Source organism: Pseudomonas sp. P8_229 (genome assembly GCF_034008635.1).
Taxonomy (GTDB): domain Bacteria; phylum Pseudomonadota; class Gammaproteobacteria; order Pseudomonadales; family Pseudomonadaceae; genus Aquipseudomonas.
This window is the reverse complement of the sequence record NZ_CP125378.1, coordinates 4284083-4307109: the sequence shown is the minus strand read 5'-3', so window position 1 is coordinate 4307109 and position 23027 is coordinate 4284083. Positions and strand designations below refer to the sequence as shown.

At 60.1% G+C, this 23027-nt stretch carries 21 protein-coding genes; 1 reads left to right on the top strand and 20 read right to left on the bottom strand.

Going from position 1 to position 23027, the window contains the following annotated elements; genetic code table 11:
• Window positions 1-63: 63 nt before the first annotated feature.
• The 7 genes from QMK55_RS19315 to QMK55_RS19285 all read right to left on the bottom strand — a co-directional run bounded on the left by QMK55_RS19315 (window position 64) and on the right by QMK55_RS19285 (window position 6198).
• Complete coding sequence (locus tag QMK55_RS19315; RefSeq protein WP_320329764.1) at window positions 64-945, bottom strand: peptidoglycan DD-metalloendopeptidase family protein; 882 nt, start codon at window positions 943-945, stop codon at window positions 64-66.
• A 212-nt stretch (window positions 946-1157) separates the two neighbouring features.
• Window positions 1158-1793: a protein-L-isoaspartate(D-aspartate) O-methyltransferase gene (locus QMK55_RS19310; RefSeq protein WP_169841266.1), complete on the bottom strand. Its 636-nt coding sequence runs from the start codon at window positions 1791-1793 to the stop codon at window positions 1158-1160.
• 41 nt (window positions 1794-1834) lie between these two features.
• The gene (gene surE / locus QMK55_RS19305) at window positions 1835-2584 is read right to left on the bottom strand and encodes a 5'/3'-nucleotidase SurE (RefSeq protein ID WP_102355672.1); all 750 of its coding nucleotides are present in this window, start codon (window positions 2582-2584) and stop codon (window positions 1835-1837) included.
• Window positions 2572-3630 (bottom strand): tRNA pseudouridine(13) synthase TruD, encoded by a 1059-nt coding sequence (gene truD / locus QMK55_RS19300; RefSeq protein WP_320329763.1) that lies wholly within the window; start codon window positions 3628-3630, stop codon window positions 2572-2574. The genes surE and truD overlap by 13 nt, the downstream gene beginning before the upstream one ends.
• Window positions 3627-4100: a 2-C-methyl-D-erythritol 2,4-cyclodiphosphate synthase gene (gene ispF, locus QMK55_RS19295; RefSeq protein ID WP_025110868.1), complete on the bottom strand. Its 474-nt coding sequence runs from the start codon at window positions 4098-4100 to the stop codon at window positions 3627-3629. Before ispF ends, truD begins: the two co-directional genes overlap by 4 nt.
• Window positions 4101-4144: 44 nt before the next feature.
• Complete coding sequence (fghA, locus tag QMK55_RS19290; RefSeq protein ID WP_320329762.1) at window positions 4145-4990, bottom strand: S-formylglutathione hydrolase; 846 nt, start codon at window positions 4988-4990, stop codon at window positions 4145-4147.
• Between the two features lie 95 nt (window positions 4991-5085).
• Entirely contained in the window at window positions 5086-6198 is a 1113-nt protein-coding gene (locus tag QMK55_RS19285; protein ID WP_007908835.1) for an S-(hydroxymethyl)glutathione dehydrogenase/class III alcohol dehydrogenase, read from the bottom strand.
• 115 nt (window positions 6199-6313) lie between these two features.
• Here QMK55_RS19285 and QMK55_RS19280 point away from each other — a divergent pair, with 115 nt between their 5' ends.
• A complete protein-coding gene (locus tag QMK55_RS19280; RefSeq protein WP_102355669.1) occupies window positions 6314-7210 on the top strand; it encodes a LysR substrate-binding domain-containing protein in 897 nt (298 codons plus the stop codon).
• A 164-nt stretch (window positions 7211-7374) separates the two neighbouring features.
• On the opposite strand, the gene ispD is transcribed toward QMK55_RS19280, so the two are convergent.
• From ispD to lpxD, 13 genes are all read right to left on the bottom strand, one after another.
• Window positions 7375-8082 (bottom strand): 2-C-methyl-D-erythritol 4-phosphate cytidylyltransferase, encoded by a 708-nt coding sequence (gene ispD / locus QMK55_RS19275; RefSeq protein WP_320329761.1) that lies wholly within the window; start codon window positions 8080-8082, stop codon window positions 7375-7377.
• On the bottom strand, window positions 8079-8357 hold the full coding sequence (ftsB, locus tag QMK55_RS19270; RefSeq protein ID WP_007908838.1) for a cell division protein FtsB: 279 nt from the start codon (window positions 8355-8357) through the stop codon (window positions 8079-8081). Before ftsB ends, ispD begins: the two co-directional genes overlap by 4 nt.
• A gap of 172 nt (window positions 8358-8529) precedes the next feature.
• Window positions 8530-9819, bottom strand: coding sequence for a phosphopyruvate hydratase (gene eno / locus QMK55_RS19265; RefSeq protein ID WP_093436567.1), 1290 nt, complete (start codon window positions 9817-9819; stop codon window positions 8530-8532).
• Between the two features lie 156 nt (window positions 9820-9975).
• The gene (gene kdsA / locus QMK55_RS19260; RefSeq protein WP_098967470.1) at window positions 9976-10821 is read right to left on the bottom strand and encodes a 3-deoxy-8-phosphooctulonate synthase; all 846 of its coding nucleotides are present in this window, start codon (window positions 10819-10821) and stop codon (window positions 9976-9978) included.
• Between the two features lie 4 nt (window positions 10822-10825).
• Window positions 10826-12457, bottom strand: a complete 1632-nt coding sequence (locus QMK55_RS19255; RefSeq protein WP_102355667.1) for a CTP synthase — start codon at window positions 12455-12457, stop codon at window positions 10826-10828.
• Window positions 12458-12731: 274 nt separating this feature from the next.
• The gene (gene tilS / locus QMK55_RS19250) at window positions 12732-14048 is read right to left on the bottom strand and encodes a tRNA lysidine(34) synthetase TilS (protein WP_320329760.1); all 1317 of its coding nucleotides are present in this window, start codon (window positions 14046-14048) and stop codon (window positions 12732-12734) included.
• Between the two features lie 145 nt (window positions 14049-14193).
• Window positions 14194-15141 (bottom strand): acetyl-CoA carboxylase carboxyltransferase subunit alpha, encoded by a 948-nt coding sequence (locus QMK55_RS19245; RefSeq protein ID WP_102355665.1) that lies wholly within the window; start codon window positions 15139-15141, stop codon window positions 14194-14196.
• A 139-nt stretch (window positions 15142-15280) separates the two neighbouring features.
• Entirely contained in the window at window positions 15281-18802 is a 3522-nt protein-coding gene (gene dnaE, locus QMK55_RS19240; protein WP_102355664.1) for a DNA polymerase III subunit alpha, read from the bottom strand.
• A gap of 76 nt (window positions 18803-18878) precedes the next feature.
• Complete coding sequence (rnhB, locus tag QMK55_RS19235; RefSeq protein WP_064586190.1) at window positions 18879-19505, bottom strand: ribonuclease HII; 627 nt, start codon at window positions 19503-19505, stop codon at window positions 18879-18881.
• A gap of 11 nt (window positions 19506-19516) precedes the next feature.
• Window positions 19517-20647, bottom strand: a complete 1131-nt coding sequence (gene lpxB, locus QMK55_RS19230; RefSeq protein WP_320329759.1) for a lipid-A-disaccharide synthase — start codon at window positions 20645-20647, stop codon at window positions 19517-19519.
• 2 nt (window positions 20648-20649) lie between these two features.
• Window positions 20650-21426, bottom strand: a complete 777-nt coding sequence (lpxA, locus tag QMK55_RS19225) for an acyl-ACP--UDP-N-acetylglucosamine O-acyltransferase (protein ID WP_102355662.1) — start codon at window positions 21424-21426, stop codon at window positions 20650-20652.
• Window positions 21423-21863: a 3-hydroxyacyl-ACP dehydratase FabZ gene (gene fabZ, locus QMK55_RS19220; protein WP_025110881.1), complete on the bottom strand. Its 441-nt coding sequence runs from the start codon at window positions 21861-21863 to the stop codon at window positions 21423-21425. Before fabZ ends, lpxA begins: the two co-directional genes overlap by 4 nt.
• A gap of 106 nt (window positions 21864-21969) precedes the next feature.
• Window positions 21970-23025, bottom strand: a complete 1056-nt coding sequence (gene lpxD / locus QMK55_RS19215; RefSeq protein WP_102355661.1) for a UDP-3-O-(3-hydroxymyristoyl)glucosamine N-acyltransferase — start codon at window positions 23023-23025, stop codon at window positions 21970-21972.
• Window positions 23026-23027 lie beyond the last annotated feature (2 nt).

The following is a 23027-nucleotide window of genomic DNA, read 5'->3' as shown; positions in this document are numbered from 1 at the left end:
GCCTTTATCCTTGGCAGCGCTGGAGCCTGTCCCCTCTACGCGACGGAACAGGCTGGCCTCAAATCAACGTCTGGGCAGGAACTGCAGCGGATCTACTGGTTTACCTTGTCGGCGAATCTCAAAATGCAGTTTCACCCGGTCTGTACCCGTTGACCCCATTTCGGCAATTGTCTGTCCGACCTTGACCTGCTGCCCCTCCCGTACCAACAGCCTGCGGTTATGTCCGTAGGCACTGACGTAGGTTTCGCTGTGTTTGATGATGACTAATTCGCCGTAGCCCCTTAAGCCACTCCCGGCGTAAACCACCGTCCCATCAGACGCAGCTAAAACAGGCTGTCCCAAATCTCCGGCGATATCAATTCCTTTATTCAAACTACCGTTTGAAGAGAATTTTCCAATCAGAATGCCATTAGATGGCCATCCCCAGCCGGTCGGGGCTGGCCCCGGTGGAGGCAGTGGGGCCGGTGCCGGTTTGCTCGCGACGGACGGTGCAGCCCCCGCAGAAGCGGCTCCGGAACCGGTCACCGTGGTGGTGGTCGTGCCGTTCGCCTGGCGCCGGATTACCGTGGTTTTGCTCGACGAAGATGGCGAAGAACTGCTGTTGCTCACCACCGCCGTCGGCGTTGAACCGGTGCGGCCATCGAAGCGAATCGTCTGACCCGGATGGATCGTGTACGGCGTAGGAATATTGTTCCGGGCGGCAAGGGCTTTGTAGTCCCAGCCGTAGCGAAAAGCGATGGAAAACAGCGTATCGCCCGGACGGACTACATACTGCCCGGTCGTGACGGCAGGACGCTGGGCCACTGCACCGTTGCGATCGACCACCCGCACGTTGCTCGATTTGGTGCTGGAGCAACCGACCAGCAAGGTGCTCAATACAAGGCCAGTCACCAGGCGCTGAAAGCTCGTGTTACCCATACGCTGCGCAATGACTGTGAGACTCACCCGCCGCTCCCTTTGTGGTGGCTGAAATATGTGGAATGCCGTGTTGCGGCAAGTAGTGTCGCAAGTATAACGGGCCGCACAGGCTTTACCGTTAAAGATGCGAAAACGCTTCACGCACACGTTTGCCCGTGGACAATTCGTAGTGTTTAACTCCTTGCTGCCGGTGTAAGACCCGGTCCAGCGAAAGGAATTCAGCGCCTGTAAACAAATGCTCAGGCCAGCGGGCCATTGAGCAATGGCACGAAGCGCACCGCCCCCAGAACGTGACGGGAAAAGCCATGTTCTTCACGCACGATCAGCATCAATTGCTGCACTTCTCCCGAGCCGACCGGAATCACCATCCGCCCACCTGGAGCCAGTTGATCGAGCAACGCCTGCGGCACATCGGTCGCGACCGCCGTGACAATGATGCCGTTGTACGGCGCCAGCGCCGGCCAGCCTTCCCAGCCATCGCCCCAGCGGAACACCACGTTGCGCAGGTTCAGTTCGACCAGGCGCTCCTTGGCCCGGTCCTGCAGGACCTTGATGCGCTCGACCGAGAACACCCGTTCAACCAGTTGCGACAGCACCGCCGTCTGATAGCCCGAACCGGTACCGATTTCCAGCACCTTGTCCAACGGGCCCGCCTCCAGCAGCAGCTCGCTCATGCGCGCCACCATATAAGGCTGGGAGATGGTCTGGTTGTGGCCGATCGGCAGCGCGGTGTCTTCATAGGCGCGGTGCGCCAGCGCTTCATCGACAAACAGATGACGCGGTGTACGGCGGATCACTTCCAGCACCTTGGCGTTGGACAGGCCTTCTTCATAAAGACGCTGGATCAGACGTTCACGCGTGCGCTGCGACGTCATGCCGATACCGCTGCGCAGTCGGTCTTCGTGTTCACGGGCCATCAGCGCAGTCCCTCCAGCCAGCCGTCCAGATTCCTGAAGGCGTCGTTGAAGGTGCGATCGAGCTGCAATGGCGTGATCGACACATAACCCTGCATCACCGCATGAAAGTCAGTGCCCGGGCCGCCATCTTCGGCATCCCCGGCAGCGGCAATCCAGTAACCGGCCTTGCCACGCGGATCGACCACTTTCATCGGTGCCGCCGCGCGGGCGCGATGGCCCAGACGGGTCAGCTGAATGCCACGAATGTGGTCGATCGGCAGATTGGGGATGTTCACGTTCAGCACCGTGCGCGGCGGCAGGTCCAGCCCGGCGTGGGCCTCGACCAGTTTGCGCGCGAAATGTGCCGCTGTCGCCAGATTGTCCACCTGTCGCGAACACAGCGAGAAGGCAAACGAGGGCCGCTCGAGAAAGCGCCCTTCAAGGGCTGCCGCCACGGTGCCGGAATACAGCACGTCATCGCCAAGGTTGGCGCCGAGGTTGATCCCGGAAACCACCATGTCCGGCTCGCGCTCCAGCAGGCCGTTGAGGCCCAGGTGCACGCAGTCGGTCGGCGTACCGTTGAGACTGATGAAACCGTTGGCCAGGTATTGCGGGTGCAACGGACGGTCGAGCGTCAGCGAACTGCTGGCGCCGCTTTTGTCCTGCTCCGGGGCGATAACCACGCATTCGGTGTAATCCGCCAGCGCAGCATAAAGCGCGGCGAGACCGGGTGCGGTTACCCCATCGTCGTTAGAAATCAGAATACGCATGGGCTGTCCGTCTGCCCCACCGGCACCAGATCAACGAGCTCGCGCACCAATACGGTGGCGAAGCATCCGGCCGGGAGGACGAATTCCAGTTGCAGAATGTCAGGCTGGGGATAATGCCACGACAACCCGCCAATGGGCAGCCGCAGGATGCGACGTTCGTGGCTCATTCCGGCATTGATCAACCAATCGCGCAGATCCGCTTCACGCTCGGCAATCCCCTGCTCCAGATCATGGACAGCGCCGGCGGCCGGTGAGTCACCTTCGCCCCACTGCGGCCCGGTCGGGTGCAGGTCGAGAATCGCCAGGCGCGGATCGCTGCATTCGGCAACACCCGCCGGGAAAAAACTGCGGCTGTCGGTGAACGCCAGCAGATCGCCAACCTGCGCCTGCTGCCAGGTGCCATCAGCCACCCGCGCCGCCAGCACTTGATTGAACAGAAAACTGCGCGCCGTCGACAGCAGCCGCGAGCGCACATTGCGCTGCTCCGGCAGCGCCTTGCGCGCGGCCCAGGCACGCGCATCAACGACGTTGCCGCCGTCATGGCCGAAACGCTGGGCGCCGAAATAATTGGGGATGCCTTGTTTGACGATCAGTTGCAGACGCTGCTCGATCGCCTCCTTGTCGCCGGCGAACTGGGTCAGGCGCAAGGTAAAGCCGTTGGCCGAATGCGCGCCGCGTTGCAGCTTGCGCTTGTGGCGCGTGGTCTTGAGGATCTTCAGCGTGTCGTTTTCCGCTGCCGACAGATCCGGATCAGCCTTGCCCGGCAGTTGCACGCTGAACCACTGGCGGGTCAGCGCCTGCCGATCCTTGAGCCCCGCATAGCTGACGGTGCGTAATGGCACGCCGGCCGCCTTGGCAATCCGCCGCGCTGCTTCTTCGGTGTTCAGGCCGCGTTTTTCCACCCAGATCCACAGGTGTTCGCCATCGCCGCTGAACGGGATGTCGAGCACTTCATCGACCTGAAAATCTTCCGCGATGGCTTTCAGTACCGCAGTACCCAGGGGTTCGCCATAGGCGCGTGGGCCAAGCAATTGCAGTTCGTTCATGCGCGCAGCAACAAGGCAACGGAATGCACGGCGATGCCTTCTTCGCGACCGACAAAGCCAAGCTTTTCGGTGGTGGTAGCTTTCACGTTCACTTGATCCAACTCAACTTGAAGATCGGCGGCGATCAACGCGCGCATCGATTCGATATGCGGGGCCATTTTCGGCGCCTGGGCAACGATGGTGTTATCGACGTTACCGATTTTCCAGCCCTTGGCATGGATCAGCGCGACCACATGACGCAGCAGCACACGACTGTCAGCGCCCTTGAATTGCGGGTCGGTGTCCGGAAAGTGTTTGCCGATATCGCCCAGCGCAGCGGCGCCGAGCAAGGCATCGCTCAAGGCGTGCAGCAGGACGTCACCGTCGGAGTGAGCGAGCAGCCCGAAGCCGTGTGCAATGCGCACGCCGCCCAGAGTAATGAAATCGCCTTCAGCGAAACGGTGCACATCGTAGCCGTGGCCAATACGCATAAAAAAAACGCCCCGATTTTTGTCAGGGCGTGATTCTACCTGCATTAACCGCGCAGGGCGCGTGCGTGATGCTGCAAGTGGTCGTCAATGAAGCTTGCGATGAAGAAATAGCTGTGGTCGTAGCCCGGTTGCAGGCGCAACGTCAGCGGATGACCCGCTTGTTTTGCCGCTTGTTGCAGAGCCTCGGGCTTGAGCTGGTTTTCGAGGAAATCATCGCGATCGCCCTGGTCCACCAACAATGGCAGTTTCTCTTCGGCCTCTGCGATCAGCGCGCAGGCATCCCATTCTTTCCACTTGGAGCGGTCTTCACCCAGGTAACGGGAGAACGCCTTCTGCCCCCACGGACAATCCATCGGGTTGTTGATCGGCGAAAACGCCGACACCGACTGGTAACGCCCCGGATTGCGCAGCGCGCAGACCAACGCCCCGTGGCCGCCCATGGAGTGGCCGCTGATGCTGCGCTTGTCCGAGGCCGGGAAATGCGCTTCAACCAGTGCAGGCAATTCCTGCACGACGTAGTCATGCATCCGATAGTGCCGCGACCACGGTTCCTGTGTGGCATTCAGGTAGAACCCGGCGCCGTGGCCGAAGTCCCAGGCGCCATCCGGGTCACCCGGCACATCCGGGCCACGCGGGCTGGTGTCCGGCGCGACGATGATCAGCCCGAGTTCGGCCGCCATGCGCATCGCCCCGGCCTTCTGCATGAAGTTCTCGTCGGTGCAGGTCAACCCCGACAACCAGTACAGCACCGGCAACTGACCGCCCTGCTCTGCTTGCGGCGGCAGGTACACGGCAAACACCATGTCGCAGCCGAGCACGTCGGAGCGATGGCGATAGCGCTTGTGCCAACCGCCGAAACTTTTCTGACAGGAGATGTTTTCCAGACTCATGGGATTCTCCCAGCTGCAAGCGGCAAGCTTCGAGCTTCAAGAAAAGGCAAAAGCGCCCTGACTTGCCGCCTGAAGCTTGTAGCTTGGCGCTGCGTTTAGAAATGAATGACGGTACGGATGCTCTTGCCTTCGTGCATCAGGTCGAAGGCCTTGTTGATATCTTCCAGACCCATGGTGTGGGTGATGAAGGTATCCAGCGGGATCTCGCCGCTCTGGGCCATGTCGACATAGCTTGGCAACTCGGTACGACCACGCACGCCGCCGAACGCCGAACCGCGCCAGACGCGACCGGTCACCAACTGGAACGGACGGGTAGCGATTTCCTGACCGGCTCCGGCCACGCCGATGATCACCGATTCGCCCCAACCCTTGTGGCAGCACTCAAGCGCTGCGCGCATCAGCTGCACGTTGCCGATGCACTCGAAGGAGAAGTCGACGCCGCCATCGGTCATGTCGACGATCACTTCCTGGATTGGTCGATCGAAATCCTTCGGATTCACGCAGTCAGTCGCGCCCAGTTGCTTGGCGATTTCAAACTTGGCCGGGTTGATGTCGATGGCGATGATCCGCGCAGCCTTGGCTTTCACCGCACCGATGACGGCCGACAGACCGATGCCGCCCAGACCGAAGATCGCCACGGTGTCACCTGGCTTGACCTTGGCGGTGTTGAGCACCGCACCGATACCGGTGGTCACGCCGCAACCGAGCAGGCAGACCTTTTCCAGCGGCGCGTCCTTGGAGATTTTCGCTACGGAGATTTCCGGGAGCACGGTGTACTCGGAGAAGGTCGAGGTGCCCATGTAGTGGAAAATCGTTTCGCCCTTGTAGGAAAAGCGCGAAGTGCCGTCCGGCATCAGGCCTTTGCCCTGGGTGGCGCGAATCGCCTGACACAGGTTGGTCTTGCCCGACTTGCAGAATTTGCACTGGCCGCATTCCGGGGTGTAGAGCGGAATCACGTGATCACCAACGGCGACCGAGGTCACGCCCTCGCCGATGGCTTCAACGATAGCGCCGCCTTCATGGCCGAGGATCGACGGGAAGATACCTTCCGGGTCAGCACCGGACAGGGTGTAGGCGTCAGTGTGGCAAACCCCGGAGGCCACCACGCGCAGCAACACTTCACCGGCCTTGGGCATGGCGACATCGACTTCTACGATTTCCAGCGGCTTCTTGGCCTCGAAGGCAACGGCGGCGCGCGACTTGATCATGCTGACTCTCCAGTGAATCCATTGAATAAAAAACCAGACCGCGAGTGTAGTACAGCGCGATCTGATGAATAATCAGGACAAATGCAAAATATTATTGCTGTACAGGGATAATCAAATGTCCGAAAACCGCTGGGAAGGTATCGACGAGTTCGTCGCCGTCGCCGAATGCAGCCAATTCACCGCAGCAGCAGAACGCCTTGGGGTTTCTTCCTCGCACATCAGTCGACAAATCGTACGATTGGAGGAGCGCTTGCAGACGCGTCTGCTTTATCGCAGTACCCGTCGCGTCACCCTGACCGAGGCCGGACAGACCTTTCTGCAGCATTGCCAACGCCTGCAGGACGGTCGCGAAGAAGCCCTGCGCGCAGTCGGCGACCTGACCAGCGAGCCCAAAGGCATGCTGCGCATGACCTGCGCCGTAGCCTACGGCGAGCGGTTCATCGTGCCGCTGGTGACGCGGTTCATGGGCCAATACCCGCAATTGCGCGTCGACATCGAACTGAGCAACCGCCAGCTCGATCTGGTGCATGAGGGGCTGGATCTGGCGATCCGCCTCGGCCGGCTGCAGGATTCGCGACTGGTCGCCACGCGGCTGGCGCCACGGCGCATGTACCTGTGTGCGTCACCGTCCTACCTGGAAAGGTACGGTCGCCCACACAGTTTGTCGGAACTGAGTCGGCACAATTGCCTGATCGGCAGTTCGGACTTGTGGCAACTGGAACAGAACGGGCGGGAATTTTCCCAGCGCGTACAGGGAAACTGGCGCTGCAACAGTGGGCAAGCGGTGCTGGATGCGGCGCTGCAAGGGGTCGGCCTGTGTCAGTTACCGGACTATTACGTGCTGGAGCATTTGCACAACGGGGCGCTGATTTCGCTGCTGGAGGCGCATCAGCCGCCGAATACGGCGGTGTGGGCGTTGTATCCGCAGCAACGGCATCTGTCGCCGAAGGTGCGCAAGCTGGTGGATTTTTTGAAGGAAGGGTTGGCTGAGCGGCCCGAATATCGGAGCTAAACAGTCATCGGTGTATCAGCAAAGTATTGGTTGGCTGAAACATCGCCTTCGCGAGCAGGCTCGCTCCCACAGTGGATCGCCAGTGGATGCAAATTTGTGTTCGGCGTCATTCAAACGTGGAAGCGGGCTTGCTCGCGAAGGCAATCTGACAAACACCACAGCACTCAGCGGCGATTGGCCCAGCGCTGACGCAACCATTCCAGATCTTCAGGCCGGGTGACCTTGAGATTGTCCGCCCGCCCTTCGATCAGGCGCGGCGCCAGACCCGCCCACTCCATCGCCGAGGCTTCATCGGTAATCACGGCATCCGCCACCAGACTGTCCGCCAACGCCCGGTGCAGCGCGCCGAGACGGAACATCTGTGGCGTGTAGGCCTGCCAGATCACGCTGCGGTCAACGGTTTCGACCACGCGACCGTGCTTGTCGACGCGCTTGAGCGTGTCGCGCGCAGGCACGGCGAGCAAACCGCCGACCGGGTCATCCGCCAGTTCAGCCAGCAGCTTGTCCAGATCGTCGCGACTCAGGTTGGGCCGTGCCGCGTCGTGCACCAGCACCCAATCCTCATCGTCGGCCCCTTGCGCATGCAAATGCAGCAAGGCATTGAGCACCGACCCGGAACGCTCCGAGCCGCCCTCGACGCGCTGAATCCGCGAATCGCTGGCGCACGCCAGGTTTGGCCAATAAGGATCATCTACAGCAAGACTGACCACCAGGCCCTTGAGGCTCGGGTGGTCAAGGAAACAGCCGAGGCTGTGTTCGAGAATTGTGCGTCCGCCCAGTTGCAGGTATTGCTTGGGACGGTCCGCAGCCATTCGGGCACCGACGCCCGCGGCAGGAATCACGGCCCAGAAGGCCGGAAGGGAATTGATCATTGGGCCAACTGGTAAAGGGTTTCGCCGTCTTTGACCATGCCCAACTCGTGACGAGCCCGCTCTTCAACGGTCTCCATGCCCTTTTTCAACTCGCTGACTTCAGCATCCATCACTCGGTTGCGCTCCAGCAAACCTTCGTTCTCGGCGTGTTGATCAGCAATCTGCTGATTCAGCTCGGCGACCTGCGCCAGACTGCCATTGCCCACCCACAGACGGTACTGCAGACCGGCCAGCAGCAAGAGCAAAACGAGAAACAACCAGTAAGGACTGCGCATCGAATATCAGGTATCCAGTGAAAAAAGACAGCCACGCCAAAACTTTGAAACGTCTGATAGCACGAAGCCTGGAAGATCCAGGCTTGTGCATATAAGGCATCAGATTAGTGGCAAATCCATCGCTGTCACGACTTTTCCGACACAATCCGGTGTCTTTTTTACCACGTACTTATCAGCCGCGGAACTCGGAGCGACCGTTGTACTTGGCTTTGCCATTCAACTGCTCTTCGATTCGCAGCAGTTGGTTGTACTTGGAAACGCGGTCGGAACGGCACAGCGAACCGGTCTTGATCTGGCCAGCCGAGGTGCCCACAGCCAGGTCGGCAATGGTCGAATCTTCGGTTTCGCCCGAACGGTGCGAGATCACGGCGGTGTAACCGGCAGCCTTGGCCATCTGGATGGCTTCCAGGGTTTCGGTCAGGGTGCCGATCTGGTTGAACTTGATCAGGATCGAGTTGGCGATCTTTTTATCGATGCCTTCTTTCAGGATCTTGGTGTTGGTCACGAACAGGTCGTCGCCCACCAGTTGAGTCTTCTCGCCGATCTTGTCGGTGAGAATCTTCCAGCCTGCCCAGTCGGACTCGTCCAGACCGTCTTCGATCGAGATGATTGGATAACGCTCGGTCAGACCTTTGAGGTAATCAGCGAAACCTTCAGCGGTGAACACCTGACCTTCGCCGGACAGGTTGTACTTGCCGTCTTCGTAGAATTCGCTCGCTGCGCAGTCCAGTGCCAGGGTCACGTCGGTGCCCAGCTTGTAACCGGCGTTGGCCACAGCTTCGGAGATCACTTTCAGCGCGTCTTCGTTGGACGCCAGGTTCGGTGCGAAACCGCCTTCGTCGCCAACGGCGGTGCTCAGGCCACGAGCCTTCAGCACAGCTTTGAGGTGATGGAAAATCTCGGTGCCCATGCGCAGACCTTCCGAGAAAGACTTGGCGCCAACCGGCTGCACCATGAATTCCTGGATATCGACGTTGTTATCGGCGTGCTCGCCACCGTTGATGATGTTCATCATCGGCACCGGCATCGAGTACACACCCGGGGTGCCGTTCAGGTTGGCGATGTGTGCGTACAACGGCAGATCCTGATCCTGTGCAGCCGCCTTGGCCGCAGCCAGGGACACGGCGAGGATGGCGTTGGCGCCCAGGGTCGCTTTGTTTTCGGTACCGTCGAGCTTGATCATCGCGTGATCCAGCGCCTTCTGGTCGCTTGGGTCGGTGCCCAGCAGCAGATCGCGGATCGGACCGTTGATGTTGGCGACTGCTTTCAATACGCCTTTGCCCAGATAACGGCTCTTGTCGCCATCACGCAGCTCAAGCGCTTCACGCGAGCCAGTGGATGCACCGGACGGCGCGCAAGCGCTGCCGATGATGCCGTTGTCGAGAAGCACGTCCGCTTCCACGGTGGGATTGCCACGGGAGTCGAGGACTTCACGACCTTTGATGTCGACGATTTTTGCCATTGTTGTAAACACTCCAAAGTTGACGAAAACGACGCAGCTAGAGGAAATCTTTTTACCGTCGGCAAGTGGTGTGCAGCGGGCAGCTTGCAGACGACAACGCACATGCCCGAGGGCATGTGCGACAAATCGTGCGGTACTTTACCGGAGAAATGAGCTTTACGCGGTTTCTACCGTCGGAAAACTCTTCACCAGTTCGTCCAAGGCTTTGAGCTGGGCCAGGAATGGCTCCAGTTTGTCCAGACGCAAGGCGCAAGGGCCGTCGCATTTGGCGTTGTCCGGGTCCGGGTGTGCTTCGAGGAACAGCCCCGCCAGCGACTGGCTCATGCCCGCCTTGGCCAGATCGGTGACCTGTGCACGGCGACCGCCGGCGGAGTCGGAACGACCGCCAGGCATTTGCAGCGAATGGGTCACGTCGAAGAATACCGGGTACTCGAACTGCTTCATGATGCCGAAGCCGAGCATGTCCACCACGAGATTGTTGTAGCCGAAGCTCGAACCACGCTCGCAGAGGATCAATTGATCGTTACCCGCTTCCACGCACTTGTTCAGGATATGTTTCATTTCCTGAGGCGCGAGGAACTGGGCTTTCTTGATGTTGATGACTGCATTGGTCTTGGCCATCGCGACGACCAGATCGGTCTGGCGCGACAGGAAGGCCGGCAGCTGGATGATGTCGCAGACTTCAGCGACGACCGCGGCCTGGTCAGGCTCGTGGACGTCGGTGATGATCGGCACGCCGAAGGCTTGTTTGATGTCCTGGAAGATGCGCATGCCCTCTTCCAGGCCAGGACCACGATAAGAGGTCACAGAAGATCGGTTGGCCTTGTCGAAACTGGCCTTGAACACGTAAGGGATACCGAGTTTCTCGGTGACCTTCACGTACTCTTCGCAAACTTGCATGGCCATGTCGCGGCTTTCCAGCACGTTCATGCCGCCGAACAGCACCATGGGCTTGTCGTTGGCGATCTCGATGTTGCCAACGCGGATGATCTTCTGTGCCATCGGGTTACGCCTTCTTCTGGTGTTGTGCCAACGCTGCCTTGACGAAACCGCTGAACAGCGGGTGACCGTCACGTGGCGTCGAGGTGAACTCAGGGTGGAACTGGCAAGCGACGAACCATGGATGATCCGGGGCTTCGACCACTTCAACCAGCGCGGCGTCAGCGGAGCGACCGGAGATTTTCAGGCCGGCTTCGATGATTTGTGGCAGCAGGTTGTTGTTCACTTCGTAGCGGTGACGGTGACGCTCGACAATCACATCCTTGCCGTAGCAATCGTGCACCTTGGAGCCAGCTTCGAGCAGGCATTCCTGAGCACCCAGGCGCATGGTGCCGCCCAGATCGGATGTTTCGGTACGCACTTCAACAGCGCCGGTAGCGTCTTCCCACTCGGTGATCAGACCCACGACCGGGTGACCGCTGGCGCGATCGAACTCGGTGGAGTTGGCGTCTTTCCAGCCCATGACGTTACGAGCGAACTCGATGACCGCCACTTGCATGCCCAGGCAGATACCCAGGTACGGAACCTTGTTTTCGCGAGCGTACTGAACAGCAGTGATCTTGCCTTCAACGCCACGCAGACCGAAGCCGCCCGGTACGAGGATCGCGTCGACACCTTCGAGCAGCGCAGTGCCCTGGTTCTCGATGTCTTCGGAATCGATGTAACGCAGGTTGACCTTGGTGCGGTTGCTGATACCGGCATGACTCATCGCTTCGATCAGCGACTTGTAGGCGTCCAGCAGTTCCATGTACTTGCCGACCATGGCGATGGTCACTTCGTGTTCCGGGTTCAGCTTGGCGTCAACCACTGCTTCCCACTCGGACAGATCAGCGCTGCCGCATTGCAGACCGAAACGCTCGACGACGAAATCGTCCAGACCCTGCGAGTGCAGGATGCCCGGGATCTTGTAGATGGTGTCGGCGTCTTCCAGCGCGATCACCGCACGCTCTTCAACGTTGGTGAACTGAGCGATCTTGCGACGCGACGAGACGTCGATCGGGTGATCGGAACGGCACACCAGCACGTCTGGCTGCAGGCCGATCGAACGCAGCTCTTTTACCGAGTGCTGAGTTGGCTTGGTCTTGGTCTCGCCAGCGGTGGCGATGTAGGGCACCAGCGTCAGGTGCATCAGCATCGCGCGCTTGGCGCCGACTTCGAAACGCAGTTGACGGATGGCTTCGAGGAACGGTTGCGACTCGATGTCACCCACGGTGCCACCGATTTCAACCATCGCCACGTCAGCATCGCCAGCACCCTTGATGATGCGGCGCTTGATTTCGTCAGTGATGTGCGGAATCACCTGGATGGTTGCACCCAGGTAGTCACCACGACGCTCTTTGCGCAGCACGTGCTCGTAGACACGACCGGTGGTGAAGTTGTTGTTCTGGGTCATGGTCGTGCGGATGAACCGCTCGTAGTGGCCCAGGTCCAGGTCGGTTTCGGCGCCGTCGTGGGTGACGAACACTTCACCGTGCTGGAACGGGCTCATGGTGCCCGGGTCGACGTTGATGTACGGATCCAGCTTAAGCATGGTGACCTTAAGCCCCCGCGCCTCCAGGATGGCCGCCAATGAAGCCGAGGCAATGCCTTTCCCCAATGAAGAAACAACACCGCCCGTGACGAATATGTAGCGCGTCATGAAAAACCCTAGAAGTCTGCGTTAAAGCGGTACGAGCCGCCGGGGAAAGCGAAGGAAGGCCGAAGCCCCCGATCACCTGCATTAATCACAGTGCACCTTTCAAAAAAACCGCCGCGTTGGGACAGACCGGCAGATGAAACACCGGTACGTTGCTCGCTACACATTTTTTGGAATCGCCCAGCAAAGACTGCTTGGTAATCGGCAACTCCTGCAATTCAGGCGAATCCACAGAAGTTGTATCAAGAAGGGAGCGTAGTCTACCGGAATGCTCCTTTCAGCTCAAACCTTGATCTTCGCCTGTTGGCTGCCAATGCAAACTCCAGTCGTCCTGCCCATGCCTGTCAAGGCCCGGCAGGTTCGCCACCGCAAGCAATTCTGCACCGCGAAACAGCAGCGGCAATCTGCCACGGACGAAGGCCGGCACCGCGCGTTCATTGAGCAGGCGCTTGAGATCGCGGTGGCCGCGCTCCGCCAGATGCATCACTTCGCCGCCCTGCCGATAACCAATCCGCAACGGCCCGACGGGAGTCTGCCCGCTGAACATGACACGCCCGTTATTCGGCAAGCGTAGCGCTGCCGACGGGTCACGCCAGTCAATGGTGACCGCTGGCGCGTGCAGCCAGTCGCCGCTTAGCCACCATACCCGGCCGGCGCTGCGATGCAGCTCGCCATCGGCCAGACGCCACACTGGGGAAGCATCAATGGCTGCGTCGCAAAGATTTGCCCAACCCGACCAATGGTCAGTGTCCGGCAAACGGGTCAGCGGTTCGAGCCAGTGGCTGAGCGCATTGCGCTGACGTGCAGCAGACAGCGCGGTCAGCGGCGCCAACTCCAGCGACGGCAATCGCAGCCATTGGAAATCATGGGCGGTCGAGGCCTGCGCGAGATCCATCTGCGCCAGTTCATCGAGCAGCCCCTGAGCCTCACGCAGATGCGCTGCGCTACGGGCCATGCTCGCCTGCGCTTGCGGCCAGCGTCCGCTCAGCAGCGGCATGACCTGATGGCGCAGGTAGTTGCGCGAGAACTGCCGGTCCTGGTTTGACGGGTCTTCGATCCAGCGCAACTGGTGAGCCTTTGCGTAACGTTCAAGCTCGGTTCGAGCAACATCCAGCAACGGGCGAATCAGCGTGCCCTGCCCCACCGGACGCTGCTGCGGCATCGCGCCAAGCCCCCTGACACCGGCGCCACGCAACAGGCGAAATAACAGCGTTTCCGCCTGATCATCGCGATGCTGGCCGGTGAGCAGTACGTCATCAGCTTGCGTCAGCGCACTGAACACCGCGTACCGCGCATCCCGCGCCGCCCGCTCAAGGCTCGCCCCCGGTTGCACGCTCACGCGCTCGATCAGCAGCGGCACGCCCAGCGTGTCGCAAACCAACTGGCAATGTTGCGGCCACGCATCAGCCACAGCCTGGAGGCCGTGATGGATATGGATTGCGCTGAGCGCCGGCAGGGAATGGTGTTTGGCGAGATCGGCAAGCAGATGCAGCAGGACGGTGGAGTCCAGGCCACCGGAGAACGCGATATGCCAGGTCCTGGCATTGCGCCAGGCTGCAAGGTTCAGCAGAAGCCGGGTAGGCAGATCACTCACGGACTGACCTCTATCTAACTCTTTGCCCAAATCAAATGTGGGAGCGGGCTTGCTCGCGAAGGCGTTTCAACATTCAACACATCTGTCGACTGTTATACCGCTTTCGCGAGCAAGCCCGCTCCCACATTGGGTATTGCGAGATCTCTTAGAGACCGTAGCTCATCAGTCGATCGTAACGGCGCTTGAGCAGCGCTTCGTTGTCGAACTTTTGCAGCATCGCCAGTTGCGAGCTCAGTTCGGCACGGATCGACGCAGCGGCAGCAGCCGGGTCACGGTGGGCGCCGCCCAGTGGCTCGCCGATGACTTTATCGACGATGCCCAAGCCTTTCAGGCGCTCGGCGGTGATGCCCATCGCCTCAGCAGCGTCCGGCGCTTTTTCTGCGGTTTTCCACAGAATCGAAGCGCAACCTTCAGGCGAGATCACCGCGTAGGTCGAGTACTGCAGCATGTTCAGTTGATCGCACACGCCGATGGCCAGTGCACCGCCGGAACCACCTTCACCGATAACGGTGGCGATGATCGGGGTTTTCAGGCGCGACATCACACGCAGGTTCCAGGCAATCGCTTCGCTCTGGTTGCGCTCTTCGGCGTCGATGCCAGGGTAAGCACCCGGGGTGTCGATGAAGGTCAGGATCGGCATCTTGAAACGCTCGGCCATCTCCATCAGACGGCAGGCCTTGCGGTAGCCTTCCGGACGCGGCATGCCGAAGTTGCGGCGTACCTTCTCGCGCACTTCACGACCCTTCTGGTGACCGATGATCATCACCGGTTGATCATCCAGACGTGCCACACCGCCAACAATGGCCGCATCGTCGGAGAAGTGACGGTCGCCGTGCAGTTCGTCGAACTCGGTGAAGATGTGCTCGATGTAATCCAGGGTGTACGGGCGTTTCGGGTGACGCGCCAGGCGAGCGATCTGCCAGCTGGTCAGCTTGCCGAAGATGTCTTCGGTCAGCGTGCGGCTCTTGTCCTGCAGGCGGGAGATCTCATCGCCGATATTCAGCGAATTGTCATTACCGACCAAGCGCAACTCTTCGATCTTGGCTTGCAGGTCGGCGATCGGCTGTTCGAAATCTAGAAAATTCGGGTTCATAGGCGTCCGTCTTGGGTCGTGTCCCAAGTGAGCTTGGGCCGGCCGGTTGTCTATTCGCGCCCTACCTTAAGGGAGAGGCGCGCTGAGGTCGAGATTAAAAATTCAGGTTGTGGACAAGCGCAATGATGGCACTTGCCGGTCAACGGTATTGGAGGAAGACGTTGTCTCGCCCGAACTGGTCACGCAGGGCTTGAATCAAGGCATCCGCCGGATCGATTCGCCAGGTCTCGCCGAACTGCAGCAAGGTCTTCGCATCGGGGCTGGTGTACTCCATGGTGACCGGACACGCGCCGCGATGACGCTTGAGCAGCTCACCCAACCAGCGTAGCTGATCACCCTTCAGGTCCTGAGTCTGCAGCTTCAGACGCAGGCTTTCGGCCAGGTTGGTCCGGGCGTCTTCCATGCTCATCACGCGCTTGACCCGCAGCTTCAGGCCGCCGGAGAAGTCGTCATTGCTGACCTCGCCTTCGACGACCACCATCGCGTCAGTCTGCAACAGCGACTGCGCCGCATGGAACGACTCGGAAAACAGCGAGGCCTCGATGCGTCCAGAGCGGTCATCCAGGGTGATGAACCCCATCTTGTCGCCCTTCTTGTTCTTCATGACCCGCAGCGCAATGATCATGCCCGCGACGGTCTGGGTATCACGCGCCGGTTTCAGATCAATGATGCGCTGGCGGGCGAAACGACGGATTTCACCTTCGTATTCATCAATCGGGTGACCGGTCAGGTACAGGCCCAGGGTGTCTTTCTCCCCTTTGAGCCGCTCCTTGAGCGTCAACTCCTTGGCCTTGCGATGGTTGGCGTAAACGTCAGCGTCTTCTTCGACGAACAGACCACCGAACAGGTCCGAGTGCCCGCTGTCCTGAGTACGTGCAGTTTGTTCGGCGGCCTTGATCGCCTCTTCCATGGCCGTCAGCAGCACCGCGCGGTTGCGGTCGATGTTGGCCTGGTAGGCTTTTTGCTCATCGTGGAAGTACGGGCCAAGGCGATCCAGAGCGCCGCTGCGGATCAAGCCGTCGAGCGTGCGTTTGTTGATGCGCTTGAGGTCGACCCGGGCGCAGAAATCGAACAGATCCTTGAACGGCCCCGCCAGACGCGCCTCAGTGATCGCCTCAACCGGCCCCTCGCCTACGCCTTTGATCGCGCCCAGGCCATAGATGATCCGGCCCTCATCGTTCACCGTGAACTTGAACTCCGAGGTGTTCACGTCCGGCGCGTCGAGGCGTAGCTTCATCGTGCGCACTTCCTCGATCAAGGTCACGACCTTGTCGGTGTTGTGCATATCCGCCGACAGCACCGCGGCCATGAACGGCGCCGGGTAGTGAGCCTTCAGCCAGGCAGTCTGGTACGACACCAGGCCGTAGGCGGCGGAGTGGGATTTGTTGAAGCCGTAACCGGCGAATTTCTCTACCAGGTCGAAAATGTTACCGGCGAGGTCGGCGTCGATATTGTTGGTCGCGCAACCTTCAATGAAACCGCCGCGCTGCTTGGCCATTTCCTCGGGTTTCTTCTTGCCCATAGCTCGCCGCAGCATGTCCGCACCACCGAGGGTGTAACCGGCCATGACCTGGGCGATCTGCATCACCTGTTCCTGATACAGGATGATGCCGTACGTCGGCGCCAGTACCGGCTTGAGGCCTTCGTACTGGTAGTCGGAGTGCGGGTACGCCAGTTCGGCGCGACCGTGCTTACGGTTGATGAAGTCGTCCACCATGCCCGACTGCAGCGGGCCCGGACGGAACAGCGCCACCAGTGCGATCAAGTCTTCCAGGCAGTCGGGCTTGAGCTTTTTGATCAGCTCTTTCATGCCGCGCGATTCAAGCTGGAACACCGCGGTGGTTTCGGCTTTCTGCAGCAGGCTGTACGTCGGCTTGTCGTCGAGCGGGATAAACGCGATGTCCAGCGGCGGCTCATTGACCTTGGCGCGGTCGCGGTTGATCGTTTTCAGCGCCCAGTCGATGATCGTCAGGGTCCGCAGGCCGAGGAAGTCGAACTTCACCAGACCGGCTGCCTCCACGTCGTCCTTGTCGAACTGGGTTACCAGGCCGTCACCGGCCTCGTCGCAATAGATCGGCGAGAAGTCGGTCAACTTGGTCGGGGCGATCACCACACCACCGGCGTGCTTGCCGACGTTACGCACCACGCCCTCGAGCTTGCGCGCCATCTCCCAGATTTCCGCCGCTTCTTCATCGACCTTGATGAAGTCACGCAGGATTTCTTCCTGCTCGTAGGCTTTTTCCAGGGTCATGCCGACTTCGAACGGAATCATCTTCGACAGACGATCCGCCAGGCCGTAGGACTTGCCCTGCACCCGCGCAACGTCGCGCACCACAGCCTTGGCGGCCATGGAACCGAAAGTGATGATCTGGCTTACCGCGTTGCGACCGTATTTCTCGGCCACGTAGTCGATCACCCGGTCACGACCGTCCATGCAGAAGTCGACGTCGAAGTCGGGCATCGATACCCGTTCCGGGTTAAGGAAACGTTCGAACAGCAGGTCGTATTCCAGCGGATCAAGGTCGGTGATCTTCTGCACATAGGCCACCAGCGAGCCGGCACCCGACCCCCGGCCAGGCCCCACCGGCACGCCGTTATTCTTGGCCCACTGGATAAAGTCCATCACGATCAGGAAGTAACCGGGGAAGCCCATCTGGATGATGATATCCAGCTCGAAATTCAAGCGGTCGACATAGACCTGACGCTTGGCTTCGTAGTCTTCAGTGGTGTCCTTGGGCAGCAGCACCGCGAGGCGTTCTTCGAGACCATCGAAAGAGACTTTGCGGAAGTATTCGTCGATGGTCATGCCATCGGGAATCGGGAAGTTGGGCAGGAAGTGCGTACCCAGCTTCACTTCAATGTTGCAGCGCTTGGCAATCTCGACGGTGTTTTCGATGGCGTCGGGAATGTCGCTGAACAGCTCGGCCATTTCCTCGGCGCTTTTGAGGTATTGCTGGTCGCTGTAATTCTTCGAGCGCCGCGGATCGTCGAGGGCGCGGCCCTCACCGATGCACACGCGGGTTTCGTGGGCTGCGAAATCTTCCTGCTTGATAAAGCGCACATCGTTGGTTGCCACCAGCGGTGCGCCAAGCTTGTCGGCCAGGGCCACGGCGCCGTGCAACTGTTCTTCATCGTTGGGGCGATTGGTGCGCTGGATTTCCAGATAGAAACGGTCCGGGAACACCGCCATCCATTCCCGCGCCAGCGCTTCGGCCTCGGCCGGGTTGCCGCCAATCATGGCCATGCCGATCTCGCCTTCTTTGGCGGCGGACAGCATGATCAGGCCTTCGTTGGCCTCGGCGACCCATTCGCGCTCGATGATGATCATGCCGTTGCGCTGACCGTCGATGAAGCCGCGCGAGATCAGCTCGGTAAGGTTGCGATAGCCCTTGGCGTTCATCACCAACAGGCTGATCCGGCTCAGTGGCGCGTCCGGATCCTTGTTCGACAGCCACAGGTCGGCGCCGCAGATCGGCTTGATGCCTGCGCCCATGGTGTTTTTATAGAATTTGACCAGAGAACACATGTTGTTCTGATCAGTGACCGCCACGGCCGGCATGTTCATGCCGGTCAGCGCCTTGACCAGTGGCTTGATCCGCACCAGCCCGTCGACCAGGGAGTATTCAGTGTGCAGGCGTAGATGAACGAATGAAGCCGGCATAGTGATCCTGTCCAGTTACATAGAGACAACAAGGCCCGGATTGTACCGGGCCTCGAACAAAACATCAGCCTTGCGACTAAACCTGCGTCAGGCCTTCGAGCGCCTCGTAAGCCTGACGCACCGGGGCGAACGAGCGCCGGTGAATCGGTGTCGGCCCGAGCCGTGCCAACGCTTCCAGATGAACGGGCGTCGGGTAGCCTTTGTGGCCACCGATGCCGTAGCCCGGGTAGATCAATTCGAACGCAGCCATTTCACGGTCGCGGCTGACCTTGGCCAGAATCGACGCAGCAGCGATGGCCGGCACCTTGCCGTCGCCCTGTACCACCGCTTCGGCGCGCATCGGCAGTTTCGGGCAGCGGTTGCCATCGATCATCGCCAGTTTCGGCTGCACATGCAGTCCGGCCACCGCACGCTGCATGGCGAGCATGGTCGCGTGCAGGATGTTCAGCTCGTCGATTTCCTCGACTTCGGCACGGGCGATGCACCAGCTCAGGGACTTCTCGATGATCTCGTCGTAGAGCTTCTCACGCTTGGCTTCGGTGAGTTTCTTCGAGTCATTGAGGCCGAGAATCGGCCGGTTCGGATCGAGAATCACCGCCGCCGTCACCACTGCACCGCACAACGGGCCGCGACCGACTTCATCGACACCGGCTACCAGTTCTTCGACTTCGGCGACCAGGGTGAAATCCAGGCCCATCTGCATATCTTTCTTGCTCATCGTGATTGACCGATCAGGTTGAGGACGGCGTCCGCCGCCTGATTGGAGGCGTCCAGCCGCAGCGTGCGATGAATCTCGTCGAAGCCACGGGTCTGCTCTTCGCCACCTTCGATCAGCGGCGACAGGGTCTGCGCCAGGGCCTCGACCGTTGCATCATCCTGCAACAATTCCGGGACCAGCAGACGCTGGGCCAGCAGGTTTGGCAAAGACACATACGGACTCTTGACCATGCGCTTGAGAATCCAGAACGTCAGCGGCGCCAGGCGATACGCGACGACCATTGGCCGCTTGTACAGCAACGCTTCAAGCGTGGCCGTGCCGGAAGCGATCAACACCGCGTTGCACGCCGCTAGGGCCAGATGGGATTTGCCGTCGAGCAGGGTTACCGGCAAGTCGCGACCCGCGAGCAGCTCCTCGAGCTGAGCGCGACGCTCGGCATTGGCGCACGGTATGACAAAGCGCAGTCCCGGACGCATGGCCCGCAGGCGCTCGGCCGTATCGAGGAACAATGCGCCCAGGCGACCAACTTCGCCACCACGACTGCCAGGCATCAATGCCACCAGCGGACCGTCGGGCAAGCCCAGTTCGGCACGCGCAGCGGCGCGATCAGCCTGCAGCGCAATGGTATCGGCCAACGTATGACCGACGAACCGTACCGGCACGCCTTTCTCTTCGTAGAATTTCGCTTCGAACGGCAACAGCGTCAGCATCAGGTCGCAGCCTTCGCGAATCTTCAGCACGCGCTTCTGGCGCCACGCCCACACCGAAGGGCTGACGTAGTGCACGGTCTTGATCCCGGCCTGCCGCAGCTTGAGTTCGATATTGAGATTGAAATCCGGGGCGTCGATGCCGATGAACACATCCGGTTTCTCGGAAATCAACGTGGCGATCAGGTCCTTGCGGCGCTTGAGCAACTCGCGTAGCCGCCCGAGCACTTCCACCAGCCCCATGACCGACAAACGTTCCATGGGGAAGTAGGACGTCAGGCCTTCGGCCTGCATCAACGGACCGCCGACACCGATGAACTCGACCGCCGGATGTTGCGCCTTGAGGGCGCGCATCAGACCGGCGCCCAAAATATCACCGGAAGCCTCGCCCGCCACCAGCGCAATACGCAGATTGGCCATGATCAGCGGGTGATGCCGCGAGTCGATGACTGAATCGAGTCACGAAACAGCGCGACTTCCGGGAACTGCGCAGCAGGTTCGGCCAGTTCGGCCAGCGCCTGTTCCACGGTCAGCCCTTGGCGATACACGGTTTTATAGGCGCGACGCAGGGCGTGAATGGCGTCTTCACTGAAACCGCGACGGCGCATACCTTCGAAGTTCATGCTGCGCGCTTCAGCCGGGTTGCCGAATACGGTCACGAACGCCGGAACGTCCTTGCCGATGGCGGTGCCCATGCCGGAAAAGCTGTGGGCGCCGATGTGGCAATACTGATGAACCAGGGTGAACCCGGAAAGGATCGCCCAGTCGTCGACATGTACATGTCCGGCCAACGCCGTGTTGTTGACCAGAATGCAGTTGTTGCCGATCACACTGTCGTGACCGATGTGGGCATAGGCCATGATCAGGTTGTGGTCGCCCAGCGTTGTTTCGGAGCGATCCTGAACAGTGCCACGGTGAATGGTCACGCCTTCGCGGATGACATTGTGGTCACCAATCACCAGACGGGTTTCTTCACCTTTGTATTTCAGATCGGGCGTATCTTCGCCTACCGAGGAAAACTGGTAGATGCGATTGTGCTTGCCAATCCGGGTCGGGCCTTTGAGGACCACATGCGGCCCGATTACGGTACCCTCGCCGATTTCCACACCTGCGCCGATGATCGACCACGGGCCGACCTCGACGCCGTCAGCCAGAACGGCCGACGGATCGATGATTGCGCGAGGGTCAATCAAACTCATAGCTTGCGTTCCGCACAGATGATTTCAGCGGAGCAGACCGGCTTGCCGTCGACCGAAGCCTGGCACTCGAACTTCCAGATCTGACGCTTGCAACTGATGAACCTGGCCTCAAGGATCAGTTGGTCACCCGGCAGAACCGGCTGACGGAAACGCAGTTTGTCGGAACCGACGAAGTAATACAGCGTGCCGTCGGCAGGCTTCACATCGAGCATTTTGAAACCGAGGATCCCGGCAGCCTGAGCCATCGCTTCGATGATCAACACGCCCGGCATGATTGGATGCGCCGGGAAGTGACCATTGAAGAATGGTTCGTTGATGCTGACATTCTTGTAGGCGCGAATGCGCTTGCCTTCAGTGTCCAGTTCCACCACCCGGTCCACCAGCAGGAACGGGTAACGGTGAGGCAGGTATTCGCGAATCTCGTTGATGTCCATCATTTCGGGGGGAAGCCTATGTAAAGATTGGGAGCGCGACTGACGCGCACTCCTCTAGCAAATCAAGGAGGCAGTCTAGAGGCTGTGCACACTTGATATGGAAATGGTATCAGCCATCAGATGAAGCATTGCCGCCGGGGGTCACTTCCCCAACGCGCTTTTCCAGCTGTTTCAAACGTCGCGCAAGGTCATCGAGCTGACGGATGCGGGCCGCGCTTTTGCGCCATTCGGCCGCCGGTTGCATGGCTGTACCGGAAGAATAGGCACCCGGCTCGGTAATCGAGTGGGTCACCATGGTCATCCCGGTGAGGAAAACGTTGTCGCAAATATCAATGTGACCCACCAGACCGACGCCGCCAGCGAGCATGCAGTGCTTGCCGATCTTGGTGCTGCCGGAGATACCGACGCACGCTGCCATGGCGGTGTGATCACCGACCTGGACGTTGTGCGCAATCTGAATCTGGTTGTCGAGCTTCACGCCATTGCCGATCACGGTATCGGCCAAGGCACCGCGGTCGATAGCGGTATTCACGCCAATCTCCACGTCATCGCCGATGGTCACGCCACCGATCTGGGCGATTTTCTGCCAGATGCCTTTTTCGTTGGCAAAGCCGAAGCCCTCACCGCCGAGCACCGCGCCAGACTGGATCACCACACGCTTGCCGATGCGCACGTCGTGGTACAGCGTCACTCGCGGAGCGAGCCAGCCGCCCTCACCGATTTCACTGCGGGCACCGATGACGCAATGTGCGCCCAGGGTGACCTGCGCGCCGATTCGCACACCGGCCTCGATCACCACGAACGGGCCGATGCTGGCGCTTGGATCAACCACCGCATCCGGCGCAATCACTGCTGTGGGATGAACACCCGCAGTAGCTTTTGGCTTGGGATCGAACAGGTGCGAGATGCGTGCGTAAGCCAGGTAAGGATCCGGCACCACCAGCGCATTGCCGGCAAAACCGTCGGCATCGGCCTCTTTGAGCAATAGCGCAGCCGCCTGGGAACTTGCCAGGTATTTGCGGTATTGAGGATTTGCCAGAAAGCTCAACTGAGCTGGGCCAGCCTCCTGCAAGGTGGCTAGCCCAGTAATTTGCGTCTCGGGGTCGCCACGAAGGGTGGCGCCGAGGAACTCGGCCAACTGGCCGAGCTTGATAGTCACGGTCATGG